At 54.2% G+C, this 16,982-nt stretch carries 16 protein-coding genes; 10 read left to right on the forward strand and 6 right to left on the reverse strand.

The genetic code is table 11. The features are described from left to right. The first annotated feature begins 15 nt into the window (after window positions 1-15). Genes E5201_RS06300 through lpxB form a run of 6 tightly spaced genes read left to right on the forward strand, consistent with a single transcriptional unit; the run spans window position 16 to window position 5,033 of the window. Complete coding sequence (locus E5201_RS06300; RefSeq protein ID WP_140985206.1) at window positions 16-663, forward strand: OmpH family outer membrane protein; 648 nt, start codon at window positions 16-18, stop codon at window positions 661-663. A 35-nt stretch (window positions 664-698) separates the two neighbouring features. Then, window positions 699-1,715 (forward strand): UDP-3-O-(3-hydroxymyristoyl)glucosamine N-acyltransferase, encoded by a 1,017-nt coding sequence (gene lpxD, locus E5201_RS06305; protein ID WP_140985208.1) that lies wholly within the window; start codon window positions 699-701, stop codon window positions 1,713-1,715. A 5-nt stretch (window positions 1,716-1,720) separates the two neighbouring features. Continuing rightward, a complete protein-coding gene (gene fabZ, locus E5201_RS06310) occupies window positions 1,721-2,209 on the forward strand; it encodes a 3-hydroxyacyl-ACP dehydratase FabZ (RefSeq protein WP_140985210.1) in 489 nt (162 codons plus the stop codon). Then, window positions 2,206-3,006 carry an acyl-ACP--UDP-N-acetylglucosamine O-acyltransferase gene (lpxA, locus tag E5201_RS06315; protein ID WP_140985211.1) on the forward strand — a complete coding sequence of 267 codons (801 nt, stop codon included), beginning with the start codon at window positions 2,206-2,208 and terminating at the stop codon, window positions 3,004-3,006. The genes fabZ and lpxA overlap by 4 nt, the downstream gene beginning before the upstream one ends. Beyond that, window positions 2,999-3,859 carry an LpxI family protein gene (locus tag E5201_RS06320; protein ID WP_246050427.1) on the forward strand — a complete coding sequence of 287 codons (861 nt, stop codon included), beginning with the start codon at window positions 2,999-3,001 and terminating at the stop codon, window positions 3,857-3,859. The genes lpxA and E5201_RS06320 overlap by 8 nt, the downstream gene beginning before the upstream one ends. A gap of 34 nt (window positions 3,860-3,893) precedes the next feature. Next, window positions 3,894-5,033: a lipid-A-disaccharide synthase gene (lpxB, locus tag E5201_RS06325; protein ID WP_140986061.1), complete on the forward strand. Its 1,140-nt coding sequence runs from the start codon at window positions 3,894-3,896 to the stop codon at window positions 5,031-5,033. Between the two features lie 41 nt (window positions 5,034-5,074). Here the strand turns inward: lpxB and gltA are convergent, their stop codons facing one another. Both gltA and gltX read right to left on the reverse strand, forming a co-directional pair. Next, the gene (gene gltA / locus E5201_RS06330) at window positions 5,075-6,367 is read right to left on the reverse strand and encodes a citrate synthase (RefSeq protein ID WP_140985212.1); all 1,293 of its coding nucleotides are present in this window, start codon (window positions 6,365-6,367) and stop codon (window positions 5,075-5,077) included. Between the two features lie 69 nt (window positions 6,368-6,436). Next, window positions 6,437-7,855 (reverse strand): glutamate--tRNA ligase, encoded by a 1,419-nt coding sequence (gltX, locus tag E5201_RS06335; protein ID WP_140985214.1) that lies wholly within the window; start codon window positions 7,853-7,855, stop codon window positions 6,437-6,439. A gap of 84 nt (window positions 7,856-7,939) precedes the next feature. On the opposite strand from gltX, the gene E5201_RS06340 reads away from it, so the two are divergent. Continuing rightward, the gene (locus tag E5201_RS06340; RefSeq protein WP_181404554.1) at window positions 7,940-10,093 is read left to right on the forward strand and encodes a ComEC/Rec2 family competence protein; all 2,154 of its coding nucleotides are present in this window, start codon (window positions 7,940-7,942) and stop codon (window positions 10,091-10,093) included. Here E5201_RS06340 and lexA read toward each other — a convergent pair. Both lexA and trpC read right to left on the reverse strand, forming a co-directional pair. Next, window positions 10,074-10,772: a transcriptional repressor LexA gene (gene lexA, locus E5201_RS06345; protein WP_140985218.1), complete on the reverse strand. Its 699-nt coding sequence runs from the start codon at window positions 10,770-10,772 to the stop codon at window positions 10,074-10,076. The two genes, E5201_RS06340 and lexA, sit on opposite strands and share 20 nt — an antisense overlap. Before the next feature lie 104 nt (window positions 10,773-10,876). Beyond that, window positions 10,877-11,671, reverse strand: a complete 795-nt coding sequence (gene trpC / locus E5201_RS06350) for an indole-3-glycerol phosphate synthase TrpC (RefSeq protein ID WP_140985220.1) — start codon at window positions 11,669-11,671, stop codon at window positions 10,877-10,879. Window positions 11,672-11,837: 166 nt separating this feature from the next. Between trpC and E5201_RS06355 the strand changes: the two genes are divergently transcribed. Next, window positions 11,838-12,284 carry an META domain-containing protein gene (locus E5201_RS06355; protein ID WP_140985222.1) on the forward strand — a complete coding sequence of 149 codons (447 nt, stop codon included), beginning with the start codon at window positions 11,838-11,840 and terminating at the stop codon, window positions 12,282-12,284. 37 nt (window positions 12,285-12,321) lie between these two features. Here the strand turns inward: E5201_RS06355 and E5201_RS06360 are convergent, their stop codons facing one another. Further along, complete coding sequence (locus E5201_RS06360) at window positions 12,322-14,505, reverse strand: TonB-dependent receptor domain-containing protein (RefSeq protein WP_219993566.1); 2,184 nt, start codon at window positions 14,503-14,505, stop codon at window positions 12,322-12,324. Between the two features lie 371 nt (window positions 14,506-14,876). Further along, window positions 14,877-15,221: a DMT family transporter gene (locus tag E5201_RS06365; protein WP_140985226.1), complete on the reverse strand. Its 345-nt coding sequence runs from the start codon at window positions 15,219-15,221 to the stop codon at window positions 14,877-14,879. Between the two features lie 366 nt (window positions 15,222-15,587). Here E5201_RS06365 and E5201_RS06370 point away from each other — a divergent pair, with 366 nt between their 5' ends. After that, window positions 15,588-16,199, forward strand: a complete 612-nt coding sequence (locus tag E5201_RS06370) for a hypothetical protein (protein WP_140985228.1) — start codon at window positions 15,588-15,590, stop codon at window positions 16,197-16,199. A gap of 162 nt (window positions 16,200-16,361) precedes the next feature. Then, entirely contained in the window at window positions 16,362-16,973 is a 612-nt protein-coding gene (locus E5201_RS06375) for a superoxide dismutase (protein WP_140985229.1), read from the forward strand. Window positions 16,974-16,982 lie beyond the last annotated feature (9 nt).

The following is a 16,982-nucleotide window of genomic DNA, read 5'->3' on the forward strand; positions in this document are numbered from 1 at the left end:
ACAGAGTAAACGAACATGAAAACATATCTTCTTCCGCTCAGCCTGATGCTTGTGGCCTCTGTGGCTCAGGCACAAACCCCCGCAGCGCCTGCCGCGCCGGCACCTGTAACCAACCCCGGACCGGTCATTCCGGGCGTCTGCGTCTATTCCAACGAAGCCGTTATGCGTAACGCTAACGTTTCCAAGGCGGCCATGACGCGCCTTGAGCAGCTTTCGACCGCTGCCGAAGCCGAACTGGCCCCTGATCTCAAGGTGCTTGAGACGGAACGTGAGGCTATTGTGAAACAACAGCAGGCCGGTGCAACCCAGCAAACCCTTCAGCCGCTGGTTCAGGCCCTGAGCACCAAGGCGCAGACCTTCTCTGACAAGGCGTTCATCGTCAATCAGGAGCTGTCGCGCACCGAACAGCAGGCCAATGCCCAACTGGCTCAGGTCATCGGCCCTGTGCTGAATACGACCTATGAAAGCCGTAAGTGCGGTATGCTGGTTGATCGCGCGGCTGTTTTGTTCGCCAATCCGGCTATGGATATCACCAGCGAAGTGATTGACAAGCTCAATGCTTCGAACGTAACGGTAGACATCAAGCGCGTGGTCATCAATGAGGCCGACCGTCAGCGTTTGCTGCAACTCAAGGCCCAGCAAGAGGCGCAGCAAGGCGGTTAATAAGGCGGTTAATACCGGGAAAGTACGTCGCACACATGCCGGATCTGCGGTTTTTTGATGTCGGGTCGCGGATTGAACTCGATCAGATATTGGAACTCTCGGGTGCCGTTGTGGCTGATGAAGCACAACGGGGATGTGGCTATGTGACCGGTTGCGCACCTCTGTCTGAAGCGGGCAGGGGTGAGGCAACCTATTTCAGTGACCGGCGTTATCTATCCAGTCTTAAACAAACCAGAGCCGAATACGTCTTTGTGCATCGCAAGGATGTCGCTCTGGTGCCTGAGGGCAGTGTGGCCCTGATCAGCGGTTCGCCGCAGGCCTCGTGGGCGCGGCTATCGGCGCGCCTTTATAGTCCCAAGTTTCATCAGGGCGCGCAGGCAATTCATCCCGATGCGCGTATCGAGCCTGATGTTACGCTGGGGGTAGGGGTGGTTATCGGTCAGGGCGCGGAAATCGGCAGCGGGACGCGTATCGATGCCTATACGGTCATCGGGCCAGGCTGTGCGATTGGCCGCAATTGCCGTATAGGCGCACAGGCGACTATCTATTGTGCTTTGGTCGGTGATCGGGTGCAACTGTCTGCGGGGGTAAGAATTGGTGAGGCCGGTTTTGGCGTGTCACATGATTCCCGGGGTCTGGTGGATGTGCCGCAGCTGGGCCGCGTTATCATTCAGGATGATGTCAGTATAGGGGCCGGTACCTGCGTTGATCGTGGGGCCTATGACGACACCGTAATCGGCGAAGCGTCCAAGATCGACAATATGGTGCAAATCGCGCATAACGTCAGGCTGGGGCGAAATGTGATTGTGGCGGCCCACTCAGGGCTTTCGGGGTCGGTTAAGGTGGCTGACGGCGCCAAGTTTGGCGGACGGGCGGGCATTATCGACCATATTGATATTGGTGAAGGCGCTATCGTTGCGGCGGGCGCTATCGTGTTTAAGGATGTACCGGCAGGGCAGATGTGGTCGGGTTTTCCGGCCAAGCCGTCGCGCCAGTTTCTGCGTGAAGCGGCCTGGCTGGCCAAGAGCGCGGCGTCTAAGGATAAGGGTTAACGGATATGATAATCGAAGATACGTCAGATGTGGCGGAAGCAGAAAGTGGCCTGGATGTCGGCTATCAGGAAGTCCTGAAGCGGATTCCGCACCGTTATCCGTTCCTGTTGATTGATCGCGGTGAAAGCTGGATCAAGAACAAATCAATGGTCGGCATCAAGAACGTTACGTTCAATGAGCCGTTCTTTAATGGTCATTTTCCGGAAAATCCGGTCATGCCGGGTGTGCTGATCATCGAGGCTCTGGGGCAGACCGGTGCGGTTCTGATGTCCAAGTCTCTCGATGTGTCCGTCGAAGGCAAGACTATCTTCTTCCTTGGGGTGGATGGCGTTAAATTCCGCAGTCCTGTCCGTCCGGGCGACCAGCTTAAGCTGCATGTTGAGGTGGTGCGTCACCGGGGTGACGTCTTCAAGTTCCGTGGCGAAGCCAAGGTTAATGGTAAGGTCGTTTGCGAAGCTGAGTTTTCCGCCATGGTCGTTGAGGTGCCTAAATGAGTGAGGCGACGCCCGTCATTCATCCTACGGCCATAGTTGATTCCGCGGCCAGACTGGGGCGCAATGTGCGTATCGGGCCGTGGTCGATCGTCGGGCCGCAGGTGACGCTTAAGGACGGTGTGCATCTGCAATCGCATGTCGTGGTGGATGGTCTTACCGAGGTGGGCGAAGATACCCATGTGCATCCCTTTGCCGTTCTAGGTGGTGCGCCACAACATCTGGCGCATAAGGGCGAAGATACACGTCTGATTATTGGAGCGCGCAACCAGATACGTGAGCATGTCACCATGCATACCGGCACGGTCAGCGGTGGCGGTGAGACGCGGGTGGGGAATGACTGCCTGTTTATGGTTGGCTCGCATGTCGCTCATGATGCCGAAGTCGGCAACAATGTCGTGATGGCCAATAATGCCTCTATCGGTGGCCATGTGCATGTCGGGGACTTTGTGTTTCTCGGCGGGCTTTGCGGCGTGCATCAATATGTGCGCATAGGTCGTTACAGCTTTGTCGGCGGCGCCGCTATGGTGACCAAGGACGTGATTCCCTATGGTTCCGTCTGGGGCAATCATGCGCGTCTTGAGGGGCTTAATCTGGTGGGGCTGAAACGGCGTGGTTTCTCGCGCGACCTGATCAATTCCATGCGAACGGCGTATCGCATGATGTTTGCCCCCGAAGGCACGTTTCAGGAGCGACTGGACGATGTGCTGGAAAACTTCTCTGATATTCCGCAAATCGTAGAGATTGTTCAGTACATCCGTGAGGACTCCAACCGTCCGATCTGTTTGCCGGATGCCTGAGGTTCAGCCTAAAATCGGTCTGCCCAAGATCGGTCTGATAGCGGGCGGCGGTGCCGTGCCGGTCGAGGTGGCGCGTTATCTGAAGCAGAGCGGACGCGCCTATTATGTGGTTCGCCTTGAAGGCATGGCGGAGGTAGAGCTATCGGATCATCCGGGGCGGGATATATCTGTCGGCCATTTTGCCGAGATTTTTACCGCTCTGGCACAGGCGCAGGTTCGCCATATCTGCATGGTTGGCTATGTTAAGCGACCGGATTTCGGCACCATGCCGCGCGATAGCGGCGGTGTGGCGCATCTGCCGGCCATTGAGCAAGCGGGGCGCGGTGGTGATGACGGTCTGTTGCGGCAGGTCGCCCGTATGTTCGAGGCTCAGGGCTTTGTTATCGAAGGCGCGCACGAGGCCAATCCGCAGTTATTGCTGACGGAGGGCTTACTAGCGGGGCCTGAACCGTCACCGGTGGTGCGGGAAGACCTTGAAGAAGCCTTTCGCATTGCGACGGCTATAGGGGCGCTAGACATCGGGCAGGCGGCTGTGGTGGCCGGCAAGATTACGCTGGCTGTTGAGGCACAGGAAGGCACAGATGCGATGCTTCGCCGCATTCCCGCCCTGCCTCAGCCTCTGATAGGGAATGCATATAACCGCAAAGGGGTGCTGGCCAAGGTCTGCAAGCCCATTCAGGATCGGCGACTGGACATGCCGACGATTGGTGTGGCGACGGTCGAGGCCGCCTCTGAGGCCGGTTTATGTGGTATAGTTGGTCAGGCGGGCTCTATACTGGTTGTCGATAAGGCGCGCACCTTTGCGCGTGCAGAAGAACTGGGGCTTTTCATCTATGGCCATATCGCCGGATAAATCCACGGCTGACGCCGGGGTGCCCAAAAAACTGATGATCATTGCGGCAGAGGCTTCTGGCGATGCGCTGGGGGCAGGGCTTATGCGGGCGCTGGTGGCGCAATCTGAAACGCCGCTGACCTTTTGTGGCGTAGGCGGTCATCAGATGCGCGCGCTGGGGGTCGAAAGCCCTTTCGATATTGCCCAACTGTCCATTCTGGGCATGAGCGAGGGGCTTAAGGCCTACAAACGCGTCAAGGCGCGTGTCGCGGACACCGTGGCGCTGGCGCTGGCGGAAAAGCCCGATGCTGTGGTCCTGATCGACTCATGGGGATTCACACTGCGGGTGGCCAAGGGCATTCGTGAGGTCATGCCGGACGTTCCCCTGATCAAATATGTTGGGCCGCAGGTGTGGGCGACGCGTCCCGGCCGTGCGAAGACATTGGCGCAAAGCGTTGATTTGCTTCTGGCTTTACATAAGATGGATGCGCCCTATTTCGAGGCCGAAGGACTTGAGACGGTTGTCGTTGGCAATCCGGCGCTCAATGTCGATTTTTCCCGTGCCGATCCTGAGGGCTTTCGCGACGCCCACGGGTTGAAGCCGGATACACCTCTGCTTCTGGTCCTGCCGGGCAGCCGTCCGGCGGAGATCAGACGCCTGATGCCGGTTTTCATCGAAACCCTGCAACATCTGTCGGCTGTCTATCCTGAACTTCGGTTTGTTATGCCGGTTGCCGATACAGTGCGTAAGCGGGTGCTTGAACAGGTTCAGGGACTTGATCTGCCCCTGATTATGACCGACACCGAAGCGGATAAACTCAGTGCCATGCAGGCAGCGGATGTGGCTCTGGCCTGTTCGGGAACCGTGAGTACGGAACTGGCGCTATCGGGTTGTCCGATGATTATCGCCTATAAGGTGGAATGGCTGACCTATTTTATTTTCAAGCGTTTTTCACCGCTTAAATATGTCACCCTGTTCAACATCGTGGCGGATAAGGACATCGCGCCGGAATTCATCCAGAAAGACTGCTCGGCCGATAATCTGGTGCAAGCTGTGAGCACAAGGCTGAATGACCCCAGTCTTAGGGCGCGTCAGACGGCGGAACAGTTTGCGGCACTTGATCTGATGGGGCGGGGACAAAAGCCGCCTGCGGAACTGGCGGCGGCGGCGGTCATAAAACACTTAAATCTATAAAAAAACCGCCGCAGATAACTGCAGCGGTTTTTTTGTTCGACTTAACCGCGTTGTGACAGCGGTACAAAGTCACGTGCCGCAGAACCGGTATAGATCTGGCGCGGACGACCGATCTTTTGCGATGGGTCTTCGATCATTTCTTTCCACTGAGCGATCCAGCCCACGGTGCGCGCCAGAGCGAATAGCACGGTGAACATGGTGGTCGGGAAGCCCATGGCCGACAGGGTGATGCCGGAATAGAAGTCGATGTTCGGGTACAGCTTGCGCGAAACGAAGAAGTCATCGTTCAGGGCGATACGTTCCAGTTCACGGGCAACCTGAAGCAGCGGGTCATTTGGATCACCCACAGCCGTCAGAACCTCGTGACAGGTCGATTGCATAACCTTGGCGCGTGGGTCGTAGTTCTTATAGACACGGTGACCAAAGCCCATCAGCTTGTACTTGCGGTCTTTGACGCCCGCAATGAACTCAGGGATACGCTCAGGCGTGCCGATTTCCTTGAGCATGTTCAGGGCTTCTTCATTGGCCCCGCCATGGCTTGGGCCCCAGAGGCAGGCAATGCCCGCCGCGATACAGGCAAACGGGTTGGCACCTGATGAACCGGCCAGACGCACGGTTGAGGTCGAGGCATTCTGTTCGTGGTCGGCGTGCAGGATGAAAATACGATCCATAGCCTTGGTCAGAACCGGATTCGGCACATATTCCTCGGCCGGAACGGCAAAGCACATGCGCAGGAAGTTTTCCGAATAGCTGAGGTCGTTCTTTGGATAAACGAAGGGCTGGCCGACTGAATATTTGAAGGCGCGCGCGGCAATGGTTGGCATTTTCGCAATCAGGCGATGGGCCGAAATTTCACGCTGCTTGGCGTCCTGAATATCAAGGCTATCATGATAGAAGGCCGACAGAGCACCGACCGCACCGGTCATGATGGCCATCGGGTGCGCATCGCGACGGAAGCCTTCGAAGAAACGGTCAAACTGCGCATGCAGCATGGTGTGGCGGGTTATGGTGTTTTCAAACTGCTCATAGGCGGCGGCGTTCGGCAGTTCACCATGCAGCAGCAGATAGCAGGTTTCCAGGAAGTTTGACTTCTCAGCCAGCTGATCGATCGGATAACCGCGATGCAGCAGAACGCCCTCATCACCATCGATAAAGGTGATCTTGGATTCGCACGATGCCGTGGAGGTGAAGCCCGGATCGTAGGTGAACACATCGCCTGCGCCATAGAGTTTGCGGATGTCGACGACATCCGGACCGAGCGTTCCTTTCAGAACGGGCAAATCTATGACCTGTTCACCGATGGTAATCTTGGCCGGATTGGAACCTTGGGTCATTTTTGGCTCACCTTCGTGTTAGTGTGCAATGCAACTATTTTCGCTGCGCCTGCTATATAAACTGCAATTCTAAATGAAAAGGGCCTGCTTGAAACGGGCGTCACTTTCTGTGGCACCCAAAGCCGCAAGTGTGCGTGAAATATCTGGTGCGGGCTGTCCGCCAGAGAGGATTCCACGCAAGACAGGGCCTATTTTTCCGAAGCTAATACCTTCATTTTCAACGAAATTCTTTAATTCGGCATCAAGAGTTTCCGCACTCCATTTTGTCAGACATAACAACTTTTCGTGAAGGCGTGAAAGTCGTTCTAAATTCTCTTCCGTCAGCAGCTTCTGCGTCTTTTCATCAAGGGTAAAAGGCGGTTTCACCAGTGCAAATGCTGTTGCATCGGCCAGAAGCGGAATCGTCTGGGCGCGTTCAACCACCTGAGGGATGGCCAGACGCAGGCGTTCGGTTACCGTTTCGCGCTGTGATTCATCGATCCCGCGCCGCAAAAGCTCAGTCCAGACAAGCTCCACCAGACGATCCGTATCACATTCCCTGATCCAGTGCGCATTGACATGGCCAAGCTTGGCGAAATCAAGACGGGCTGGGGCCTTGTTGATATCGGTAATGTCAAACCATTCAACCGCCTGCGCATCAGTGAAGATTTCATCATCGCCGTGCGACCAGCCCAGACGTGCCAGATAGTTGCGCATGGCTTCGGGCAGGTAACCCAGAGCTTCGTAATCACCGACCGCCTGAGCACCGTGGCGCTTGGATAGTTTGGCCCCATCCGGCCCGTGGATTAGTGGAATATGGGCAAAGGTCGGCACATCCCAGCCTGCGGCCTGATAGATCAGGGTCTGGCGGGCGGCGTTATTCAGGTGATCATCGCCGCGAATGATATGAGTAATGCCCATATCATGGTCATCAACCACGACCGCCAGATTATAGGTCGGCGTCCCATCCGACCGCAGAAGTATAAGGTCATCCATATCTTTGGTGTTGAAGGTGACCCGACCCTGTACGGCATCTTCGATAATCAGAGGCGCATCCAGCGGGCCTTTGAAACGGATGACATGAGGCTGCATGAGTTCGTCCGCCGTCGGTGTGCGGTCGCGCCATGTCGAGCGCAGGGCATGACCATTGGCGCGTGCCTCTTCGCGGGCAACTTCGGTTTCTTCTGGCGTCATAAAGCAGGCATAGGCATGACCGGAGGCGTAGAGGACCTGCACAACCTCTTTGTGACGGGATTCACGGGTGCTCTGATAGACAACCGGTTCATCGCTGGTCAGGCCAAGCCACTCAAGGCCTTTGAAGATGGCGTCCACGGCTTCGGGTGTTGAGCGCTCACGGTCTGTATCTTCGATGCGGATCAGAAACCGGCCGCCCGTGGCCTGAGCATAGAGACGGTTAAACAGCGCCGTACGGGCACCGCCAATATGCAGATAACCGGTGGGCGAAGGGGCGAAGCGCGTAACTACGGGTTGCGAGGGTGCAGAAGCCATGATGATAATGGAACTCTAAGGGATATGAATGGCGTTCTTATACGCTTCTTGGGGCCACAGAACAGTCTTTTAGGGGGAGACGGGGTGAAATCAGCATTTTTTTCGCGTTTCGCTGTTTTGCAGGCAGCCATTGGTAAGGCTTGCGAGGCCCAGTCGGGACGATTGATGCTGTGGGTGCCTGTGGCTTTGGGGGGCGGCTGCGCGGTTTATCTCAGTCTGCCGTTTGAGCCTTTGTGGGTGGTGATCGGCCTGTTGACGGTTTTAAGTGGGGCAGGCGTGTGGCTCAGTCGGCGGGGTGACCGTCAAGGGGGGCTTGTTACCTTAAGCTGGCTGGTGCTGGTCTTTGTATTGGGCATGGCCTTGTGTAAGGCCCGCACCGAGAGCGTGGCGGCCCCGGTTCTGAGCGGAGAAGAGACTCAGTTTTTTATAGATGCCGTTGTTCTGGATATAACCGGTCAGGATAGCGTCAGCCCGCGCATTGTCGTTGCCCCATTGAGAGTGTCGGGTCTATCGCCGGAGAATACGCCGATCCGCTTGCGGCTGGGATTACGCAATACCGAACCAGCGCTGATGCCGGGACAGCGCATAAGGGCCTTTGCCATTGTGCATCCCCCCGCAGGGCCTTCCATGCCCGGCGGGTATGACTTTGCGCGTTCAGCCTGGTTTGATGCCTTTGGTGGTGTGGGATTTATACCCGGAAGTATTACTATTTCAGAGGCCCCTGAGGTGTCCGGCAGGCTTGCGCGCCAGATGGCGTTGAACGGGTTTCGCTGGCGTCTGACGCAGACGATTGTTGACAGGCTAGAGGGGCAGTGGGGGCAGGGAACGCGTATGGGCGGCTTTGCCGCGGCGCTGGTGACCGGACATCAGGCGTTTCTTGAACCCGATCTGGTGGCGGATATGCGTGATTCGGGGCTGGCGCACATATTGTCTATTTCCGGCCTGCATATGGCGATTGTCGGAGGGTTTTCATTTTTTCTGGCGCGCGCGATAATGGCGTTAATTCCGGCTATAGCCTTAAATTATCCGGTCAAAAAGCTGGCGGCATGTTTCGGGATCGTAACCGTATGTCTGTATCTGGCAATTTCCGGCGCACCGGCACCGGCCATACGTGCCGCCATAGTGGCCATTGTGGCCTTCGGGGCCATATTGATTGACCGTCGGGCCTTAAGCTTAAGGGCGCTGGCGCTGGCGGCCATTATCGTTCTGATGATCACGCCGGAAGCGGTGTTTGAGGTCGGGTTTCAGATGTCGTTTTGCGCGACCGCAGCTTTGCTGGCGCTGGCGGAAACGATCAGGCCAATGCCTAAGGAACTGAGTGTTCCTGTGTGGGTCAAGTTATGGCAAGGCGGCTGGCGCTGGGTCAGGCTGACGGTTGCGGCCAGTACGGTGGCCGGTCTGGCGACCGCACCGTTCGGAATATTCTATTTTAACCGCGCACAGCTTTATAGCCTGCCGGCCAATATGCTTGAGGCACCGGTAACGGCGCTGATTGTCATGCCCGCGCTGGCCATCGGTACGGCCTTAAGCGGCACATCTCTTGGCGCACCTTTTCTATACGTGTCCGGTGCAGGATTATATGTGGTTGACCGGATTTCAACGGGCATTGCCGGATTGCCCGGGGCCGTGGCAAATGTGGCAAGCCCGCCGGATATAGCGATACTGTTGTCCTTCGCGGGTATTATCTGGTTGTGTCTGATAAGGGGCAAGGCGCGTTGGGCCGGACTGTTGGCCGCCTGTGCCGTGTTATATTGGCCAAGAGTGACACCACCCGACATATGGCTCGATCCGCAAGGGGCCAATGCCGCTATACACACAGAGGCGGGTGCCTACGCACTGCGCCCGAAGGTGCAACAGTTCGGCTACGAAAAATGGGTTCAGCATTATCATCTGAAAAACGGCGATGCGCAGTTAGGTGAACACTATGCCTGTAAGCGCCATGTTTGTGTACCCACAGAAAAGGCCGCCTTTCCGGTGGGTTTTGCCTTTGGCAATCAGCCGCCAGATATTCAGCGGCTTGAGGCCCTGTGCCGCAAAAGTGACCTTGTGATCATACGTAGCCACATAGAGGCATGGCCCGGCGCCTGTGCTAAGGTGAACCGCATTACCCGCAGTGACTTCAAGCGACTGGGGGCTATGGAACTAAGGCGTACAAAGGGGCAATGGCAGATAAGGGCCTCTGAACCGCAAAGAGGGCAGAGGCCGTGGACGCGTAAGCTTAATGATAGCGGCGCATAAGGCCAACCAGTTTACCCTGAATGGCTACTTCACCGTCATTATAGATGCGCGTCTTGTGGGCCGGATTGGCGGCTTCGAGGGCAATGGACGCCCCCTTCTTGCGCAGGCGCTTGAGGGTAGCGGTTTCACCTTCGACCAGAGCGACAACGATTTCGCCGGATTGTGCCGTATCGCTCTTTTTGATGATGACATAATCGCCATCAAGAATACCGGCATTGATCATCGAATCGCCTTCGATTTCGAGCAGATAATGTTCACCGGCACCGACAAACATGTCCGGCACGCGGATACGATCGCGTTCCTGGCCAATGGCTTCTATCGGTACACCGGCGGCGATCTTACCGAGAAGCGGTAACTCACGTCCATCTTCTACAGCCGGTTGTGCTAAAGGAGTCGGTTTTGAGCCTTCGACGACCTGAGGGACAAAGGCCTGACGTCCCCGCGGAGGCGCAGCGGTTGTGGCCTGATCGGGCAGTTTAATGACTTCGAGGGCACGTGCCCGATGCGCCAGACGCCTGATGAAGCCGCGTTCTTCAAGGGCTGTAATGAGGCGGTGAATGCCTGACTTGGAGGCGAGATCCAGTGCTTCCTTCATCTCATCAAATGAGGGAGAAACGCCCGTCTCTTTGATGCGCTCATGAATGAACATCAAAAGTTCGCGTTGTTTGGTCGTCAGCATGTCACACCCCTTAACGGATTCATCCACCTGCGCCATAATGGCGCTCAAAAAGTGAACAAGTCATGAACCTGTGTTGCGTGTTCTGCATGTGTTCACAGGTGTTGTCAAGCAAGTGACAGAATCTTTTTAGCGGCTTCTGTGACGTCTGCCTGACGCATCAGGCTTTCACCCACTAGCATGGAAGTGGCACCGGTCGCCTCAAGACGTCTGACGTCATCGACGGTGAAGATGCCGCTTTCGGCGACCAGAATATGCTCTGGCCCGACCATTGATGAGAGTGTTTCCGTTGTGGATAGGCTGACATCAAATGTTTTGAGGTTACGGTTATTTATACCGATAAGCTTTGATTCCAGTTTAAGGGCGCGTTCCATTTCTTCAGCGTCGTGCACTTCAACCAGAGCATCCATGCCAAGGGCATGGGCTTCGGCAATCAGATCGGCCGCAAGGGCGTCGTCAATCATGGCCATGATGACCAAAATGGCGTCAGCCCCCAGGGCGCGCGATTCCCTTACCTGCCATGAATCAACCAGAAACTCCTTGCGGATACAGGGCAGGGCGACTGCCTGACGGGCGGCCTGAAAATGCGATTCGTGGCCCTGAAAAGAGGGGGAGTCCGTCAGAATAGACAGGCAACTGGCACCGCCTTCCTCATAGGCACGGGCCAGTTTGGGCGGATCAAAGTCCTCGCGAATCAGCCCTTTTGAAGGGCTGGCTTTCTTGATTTCAGCAATCAGAGACAGGCTTCCGGGCCGTTTATTACGGACAAGGGCGTCCATGAATCCCCTTGGCGCACCCGCCTGAGCGATATTGGCGGCCAGTTCACCGTCAGAGACGCGTGCCTTGCGATCGGCAACCTCCTCACGTTTGTAGGCGGCAATTTGGGCGAGAATGTCGGTCATAATCCGGTTCCTGAAAGCAAACGCATAATTGTGATGGTTTTCTATAGGCGGTAGCGGCAAAACGCTACTGCTTTCATGCGTTGGGAACTCATCAAAGCCCTATCGACATTTTATGCGAGCGATACCTATTACTATCGCGCATGTTTAATATTGGGATGGTGCGGTTATGAAATCGGTTCTGTTTGCCATATCTTGTGCGGGTTTTTTAGCCCTTGGGGCCTGTGCTACCGATGGAAGTGCATCATCAACCGAACCCCCTACCGCCAATATTAAAGGGACATACTGGAAACTGGTTGAACTAAACGGACAGCCGGTTAAGGCGCTGGAGCGCGAGCCTCACCTTATTTTGAAGGCTGAAGGTAATCGTGTGTCAGGCTTCGGTGGTTGCAACGGTTTCAGCGGCGGTTATGAGCTTAATGAAGAGACATTGCGTGTCCGGTTTGTTGGTGTAGCGTCAACCCTTATGGCTTGCGCCGAGGGGATGGAGGTTGAGCAGGGCCTGCATGAAGCGCTGCGGACGGCGGACAATTATTCCTTAAATGGCAACAACCTGTCACTCAATAAGGCGCGCATGACCCCGCTGGCGCGTTTCGAAGCGGTTTATCTGAAGTAACAAAAACCCCGCCGTTTCCGGCGGGGTTTTTCATCAATCAGAACTCGGTGGTCAATGACAGCCACAGGCGACGCGGTTCCTGATTATTGGCATAGATGCGTGTATATGCTGTGGAGGCGACACCATTATTATTCAAGGTCTTGTACGGCCCATATGAAACAAAATCCTTGTCAAACAAATTGTAAATTGCAGCGTTCAAGCTGACCTTATCATTAAATTTATAAGATCCGCCGACATGGAACAAACCATAAGCTCTGTAATCGCCATAGGTGGCTTTGGCAAAGCTAGTAGCACTATCTTCCGAACGATAGCGTTTAGAGCGGTACTCACCCCGCAACCACAGGTTCAGGTTATCCGTTGCTTGATAACGTACTGATCCGTTTAGCATATGTCGAGGTGTGTTCTGGTATCGAACATTTTCACCTGTCGCTGTGTCTTTCTCTTCACTTGTTGTATAGGTGTAGTTGCCGCTTAGAGACCAACCTTCACCAATTAAGTATCTGAAGGCACCTTCAATACCTTGAGTTTCTACTTCGCCGACATTCACACGTTGAGTGAAATATTGGTGCATGCTCACATCACTAGGCTCAACAGGTCTTCCGACATAGAAGCTGCCGGGCCACCATCCGTAATCAGCGTTACAGTTTGGTGTTCTCTCGCCAGCTTCATATTGAGCGCGCGTGAGATTATAAGCGCAGCTAAGAAGCCGGTCAGTGCTGGTAACAATCTTGTCTTCAAACTTGTTGTGGAAAAAAGTCAGGTTTGCACGGAAATCACTACGATTATCATAGAATATCGCAAACTCTGTTGAAGTCGAGGTTTCTGGTTTCAGAGTAGGCGTCCCGATATTGGGTGATGTTCCCTGACCGCCAAAACCGGTGATTCCGGGTGCAATCCAATCGAGTAAAGGTGTTTTGAATCCCTGACTTATACCGCCCTTGAGAGTCCAGTTGTTAGTGGCATTCCATACCAGATAGGCGCGGGGACTTGTGTGCTGGCCGAAAACGCTGTGGTCATCCAGTCGCGCACCGATAGTTAATGCCAGCGTATCCGTAAAACGCCACTCATCTTCAGCAAACAATGCCCATTGCTGGTGCTCATATGGTGCCGGAGCTACGCCGTCGACCATCTCAGCATCCCAGTACTGACCGCCTACCGTGAAGGTATGGTTGCGCCAATTAGAAAAGAATTTAGTGTCGAAAATTATGTTAGTGGCTTCAAGCGTGCGGGGATCACCCTTTTTGCGGTCAGTTCCTGGAACATCATCCGGCAGAATGCGACCAATTGTTTCACGCTTACCATATGAGAGGGTCGATTGCAGTTCACCGAAACCTAAACGCCAGTTGTGGCCTAAAATGGCTTCCTGATTTTCAAATTCCTGCTCCTTGGCATAACCACGAACACCTACTTCCCCGAGTTGGCCCTTGGAATTATCGTACCACTGCTTGTTTACGTCATAGTCCAGCAAAATGTCATGGTTCTCACTGGGAGTGAAGCTTAAACGCCCTCCCGCAGACCATATTTTGTTTTCAACCGGGCTTTCGCCGCGTGTGCTCACATTTGCCGTTGTACCATCCGCTCTCTCATAAGATAGGGATGCCTCTTCTCGTGTTTGATAACTGCCACGCAAAGCCAAGCCTAGCTTATCTTGAATCAGCGGGCCATTAGCATAGACGCTTCCGCCATAAATATTACCAAACTGATCATCACTTTGTACTGTGCTATTAATATTTACCGACCCGCCCCAGCGCGTCCCAACCTTGCGGGTAATAATGTTTACCACACCGCCCATGGCGTCTGAGCCATAAAGCGTCGATACTGGGCCACGCACAACCTCAATACGATCTATGGCTGACATGGGGGGAATAAAACTGGAGGCCGTCTCGCCAAAGCCGTTTGGAGTCACACTGCCAGCTGGATTTTGACGGCGACCATCCACCAGAACCAATGTATAGTCATTACCCATGCCACGAATAGAAATATTCAGGCCACCAGTTTTACCGGCCGAGTTACCTACATCTACGCCTTCAACATTTGCCAGAGCTTCAGCAAGACTTTGATGGCGTTCAGACGCAAGCTCATCACGTGATAAGACACTGATAGAGGCGGGAGCCTGTTCGATTTTTTGCTGGAAACCGGCAGCCGTAACAACGACTTCGGTCACTTCCTCAACATCAGACACAGAATCCGCATGTGCCGCCAATGCGAGCGTGCCGATCATCAGGCAGCTGCTGGCTAATAACAAAGAGCGGAGGGTGCGTTTCATTTTCGTAAGCATGAGGTACTCCATAATTGCGAGCGCCTCTCAATCACGCAAGCCGCCCTTATGCAAGGGCGGCTGATAACAATAATGATAATAAATCGCAGGAATAAGCCTAAAGCAGGGCGAGTGTTGCGGAAATGAAACTAATTCGCAATAACTTTGCGTGTGTTGATGTAACCCTTGCGGATGACGGTGTGTCGCGCCAATCAGATGCGCCTGCATCAAGGCGCGTTCAGGTATATCTGCACCAGAGAGCTCAGCCAGCCTGCGCGTGCTACATCAAGCAGAGTGCGCCTGTACAGGTTCGGGCTGTTTTTACGCGCTACTGTTTAATGCGTCGTCGAGTGTGAAAAGAGGTTCAGAACCACAACGCCGCTGACAATCAGGCCGATACCCGCAAGGGCAGGGACGTCCAGTGACTGACGGAAGACGACAACGCCGATAATGGCCGTCAGAACAATACCCAGTCCACCCCACATGGCATAGGCTATACCCAGAGGGACAACTTTGAGAGCCTGTGCCAGGAAAAAGAATGAGCATAAGTAACAAAGGCCCATGATTACCGTGGGTATCAACTTTGTAAACTGAACCGACTTCATCAGAAAAGTTGTGCCGGTAATTTCAAAGAGAATGGCTAAACCCAGTGCGGAATAGGCAATGAACGACGGGCTCATAAAGGGCTCCAGAAATATACCGAATATACGGTTTCTTATGAGGGCATGTGGAGATGTGCAAGAAGGAACCAAACAAAGCTGTGACACTGTGGAGACTGGCCCGGCAGGCAGAACAATCTTACGGACTGTGTCATTTCTATCCGTGAGAGGCGTGTCCTTTCTATCGGTGATCTAACCTATTTCTCGCATAATATAGATTATGAGAAATTATACCGTCGTAAACTGGATATAAGGCAAGATTGTTCGTTATAATGCAGCCTTAATTGTCGGCCATGTTGCGTCAATGACAGTTCAGGGCCTGAAGGACGTGCTATGCGTAATCGTCAGTTGAAACGGAGATTTACGTACCTTGGGGCTATGCTTCTAATGCCATTTGCCTTTGAGGCTTTAGCTGCTGATGATGCCGCCATATCCACACGCACTGTCGTGAGGCCATCTAGCCAGAATGTATCTTCGGATAATTCCGCAACCGATAAGTCTCCGGTGGTTTCGGCACTGGCGCAGGATCAGGTATTATCCCGTCTATCAGGCTATGTTCCGGTTGAACGTGTGACCAACTACCCGTTTGGCAGCTCTGAGCCAGTTTCAGACTCGTTTGCCGAACCGGTTATTGAAAAGCCCAGAATTCGCAGCGAGTTCGGCGTCAGCGTCGGTACGGGCGGATACCGGAGTGGCTATATTGCCTCAACGATTCCGCTCGGTAAAAATGGCATGCTCGGAATCGCTTTCAGTAAAACCGATCACGGCAAGAACAGTTATGGCTACGGCTATCCCTACGACTATTCACCTTACGGATATGATCCATACCTGTACGGAGATCACTTACCGGGCGCGCGAATTACCGGGCGGTCGCTGGATGTCCCGGCCAGCCGTATGTTTCCGCAAACCTCGGATACAGAGCGATGCCGGACGCGGAATGCTTCAGATGACAGACGCCGGTTTTATGGCGGAAATTCGGGCTGTGACCTGACGGAATGAAGTCGAACACCGCGTGAGCGCTGAATTTTCTATAACCGTTTCAATTATATGGAAATTTATGCGAATCATTATCAATTAAATATGGCTTGAAAAGGTATTTTGCCCTCCATATATCATGGCGTAGCTAATTATTTTTTGCTCCATTTCAAAAAGCAGGTCGCCATGTCCTTTGAACTCCCCCCCCTTCCCTATGCTGCCGATGCCCTTGAGCCGCACATGTCGGCCAATACCTTCAGCTACCACCACGCCAAACACCATAAGGCCTATGTGGACAATCTGAACAAGCTGATCGCTGGTACGGAATTCGAAGGCAAGAGCCTCGTTGAGGTCGTTAAGGCTTCCGAGGGGAATAATCAGGGCGTATTCAACAATGCTGCTCAGGTTTGGAATCACACCTTCTTCTGGCATTCCATGTCACCTAATGGTGGCGGCGCACCAACCGGCAAGATTGCCGAAAAAATCAATGCCGATTTCGGTTCGTTTGATGCCTTTGCCGAAGCTTTCAAGACCGCAGGCGCTACGCAGTTCGGTTCCGGCTGGGCCTGGCTGGTGCTGGGTGAAGACGGCAAGCTGAAGGTCGTCAAGACGGCTAATGCTGAAACCCCGTTCACCAAGGGCGATAAGCCGATCCTGACCATCGACGTCTGGGAGCACGCCTATTATCTGGACTATCAGAACCTGCGTCCGAAATTCATTGAGACCTATCTGAACAACCTCGTGAACTGGGAATTTGCTAATAACAACCTTGATGCGCCTTTGCATCCGGGTGTCTAAGTCAGACTT

This window comes from Asticcacaulis tiandongensis (assembly GCF_006475605.1).
Taxonomy (GTDB): domain Bacteria; phylum Pseudomonadota; class Alphaproteobacteria; order Caulobacterales; family Caulobacteraceae; genus Asticcacaulis; species Asticcacaulis tiandongensis.

What these genes read in the sequence shown, in the direction of transcription:
- lexA (WP_140985218.1), bottom strand. Translation starts at nt 10,772, where the DNA reads ATGCTGACGACCAAACAACGCGAACTTTTGATGTTCATTCATGAGCGC.
- trpC (WP_140985220.1), bottom strand. Translation starts at nt 11,671, where the DNA reads ATGACCGACATTCTCGCCCAAATTGCCGCCTACAAACGTGAGGAGGTT.
- lpxA (WP_140985211.1), top strand. Translation starts at nt 2,206, where the DNA reads ATGAGTGAGGCGACGCCCGTCATTCATCCTACGGCCATAGTTGATTCC.
- E5201_RS06370 (WP_140985228.1), top strand. Translation starts at nt 15,588, where the DNA reads ATGCCATTTGCCTTTGAGGCTTTAGCTGCTGATGATGCCGCCATATCC.
- gltX (WP_140985214.1), bottom strand. Translation starts at nt 7,855, where the DNA reads ATGGCTTCTGCACCCTCGCAACCCGTAGTTACGCGCTTCGCCCCTTCG.
- E5201_RS06320 (WP_246050427.1), top strand. Translation starts at nt 2,999, where the DNA reads ATGCCTGAGGTTCAGCCTAAAATCGGTCTGCCCAAGATCGGTCTGATA.
- gltA (WP_140985212.1), bottom strand. Translation starts at nt 6,367, where the DNA reads ATGACCCAAGGTTCCAATCCGGCCAAGATTACCATCGGTGAACAGGTC.
- E5201_RS06300 (WP_140985206.1), top strand. Translation starts at nt 16, where the DNA reads ATGAAAACATATCTTCTTCCGCTCAGCCTGATGCTTGTGGCCTCTGTG.
- fabZ (WP_140985210.1), top strand. Translation starts at nt 1,721, where the DNA reads ATGATAATCGAAGATACGTCAGATGTGGCGGAAGCAGAAAGTGGCCTG.
- E5201_RS06355 (WP_140985222.1), top strand. Translation starts at nt 11,838, where the DNA reads ATGAAATCGGTTCTGTTTGCCATATCTTGTGCGGGTTTTTTAGCCCTT.
- E5201_RS06375 (WP_140985229.1), top strand. Translation starts at nt 16,362, where the DNA reads ATGTCCTTTGAACTCCCCCCCCTTCCCTATGCTGCCGATGCCCTTGAG.
- lpxD (WP_140985208.1), top strand. Translation starts at nt 699, where the DNA reads ATGCCGGATCTGCGGTTTTTTGATGTCGGGTCGCGGATTGAACTCGAT.
- E5201_RS06360 (WP_219993566.1), bottom strand. Translation starts at nt 14,505, where the DNA reads ATGATCGGCACGCTCGCATTGGCGGCACATGCGGATTCTGTGTCTGAT.
- E5201_RS06365 (WP_140985226.1), bottom strand. Translation starts at nt 15,221, where the DNA reads ATGAGCCCGTCGTTCATTGCCTATTCCGCACTGGGTTTAGCCATTCTC.
- lpxB (WP_140986061.1), top strand. Translation starts at nt 3,894, where the DNA reads ATGATCATTGCGGCAGAGGCTTCTGGCGATGCGCTGGGGGCAGGGCTT.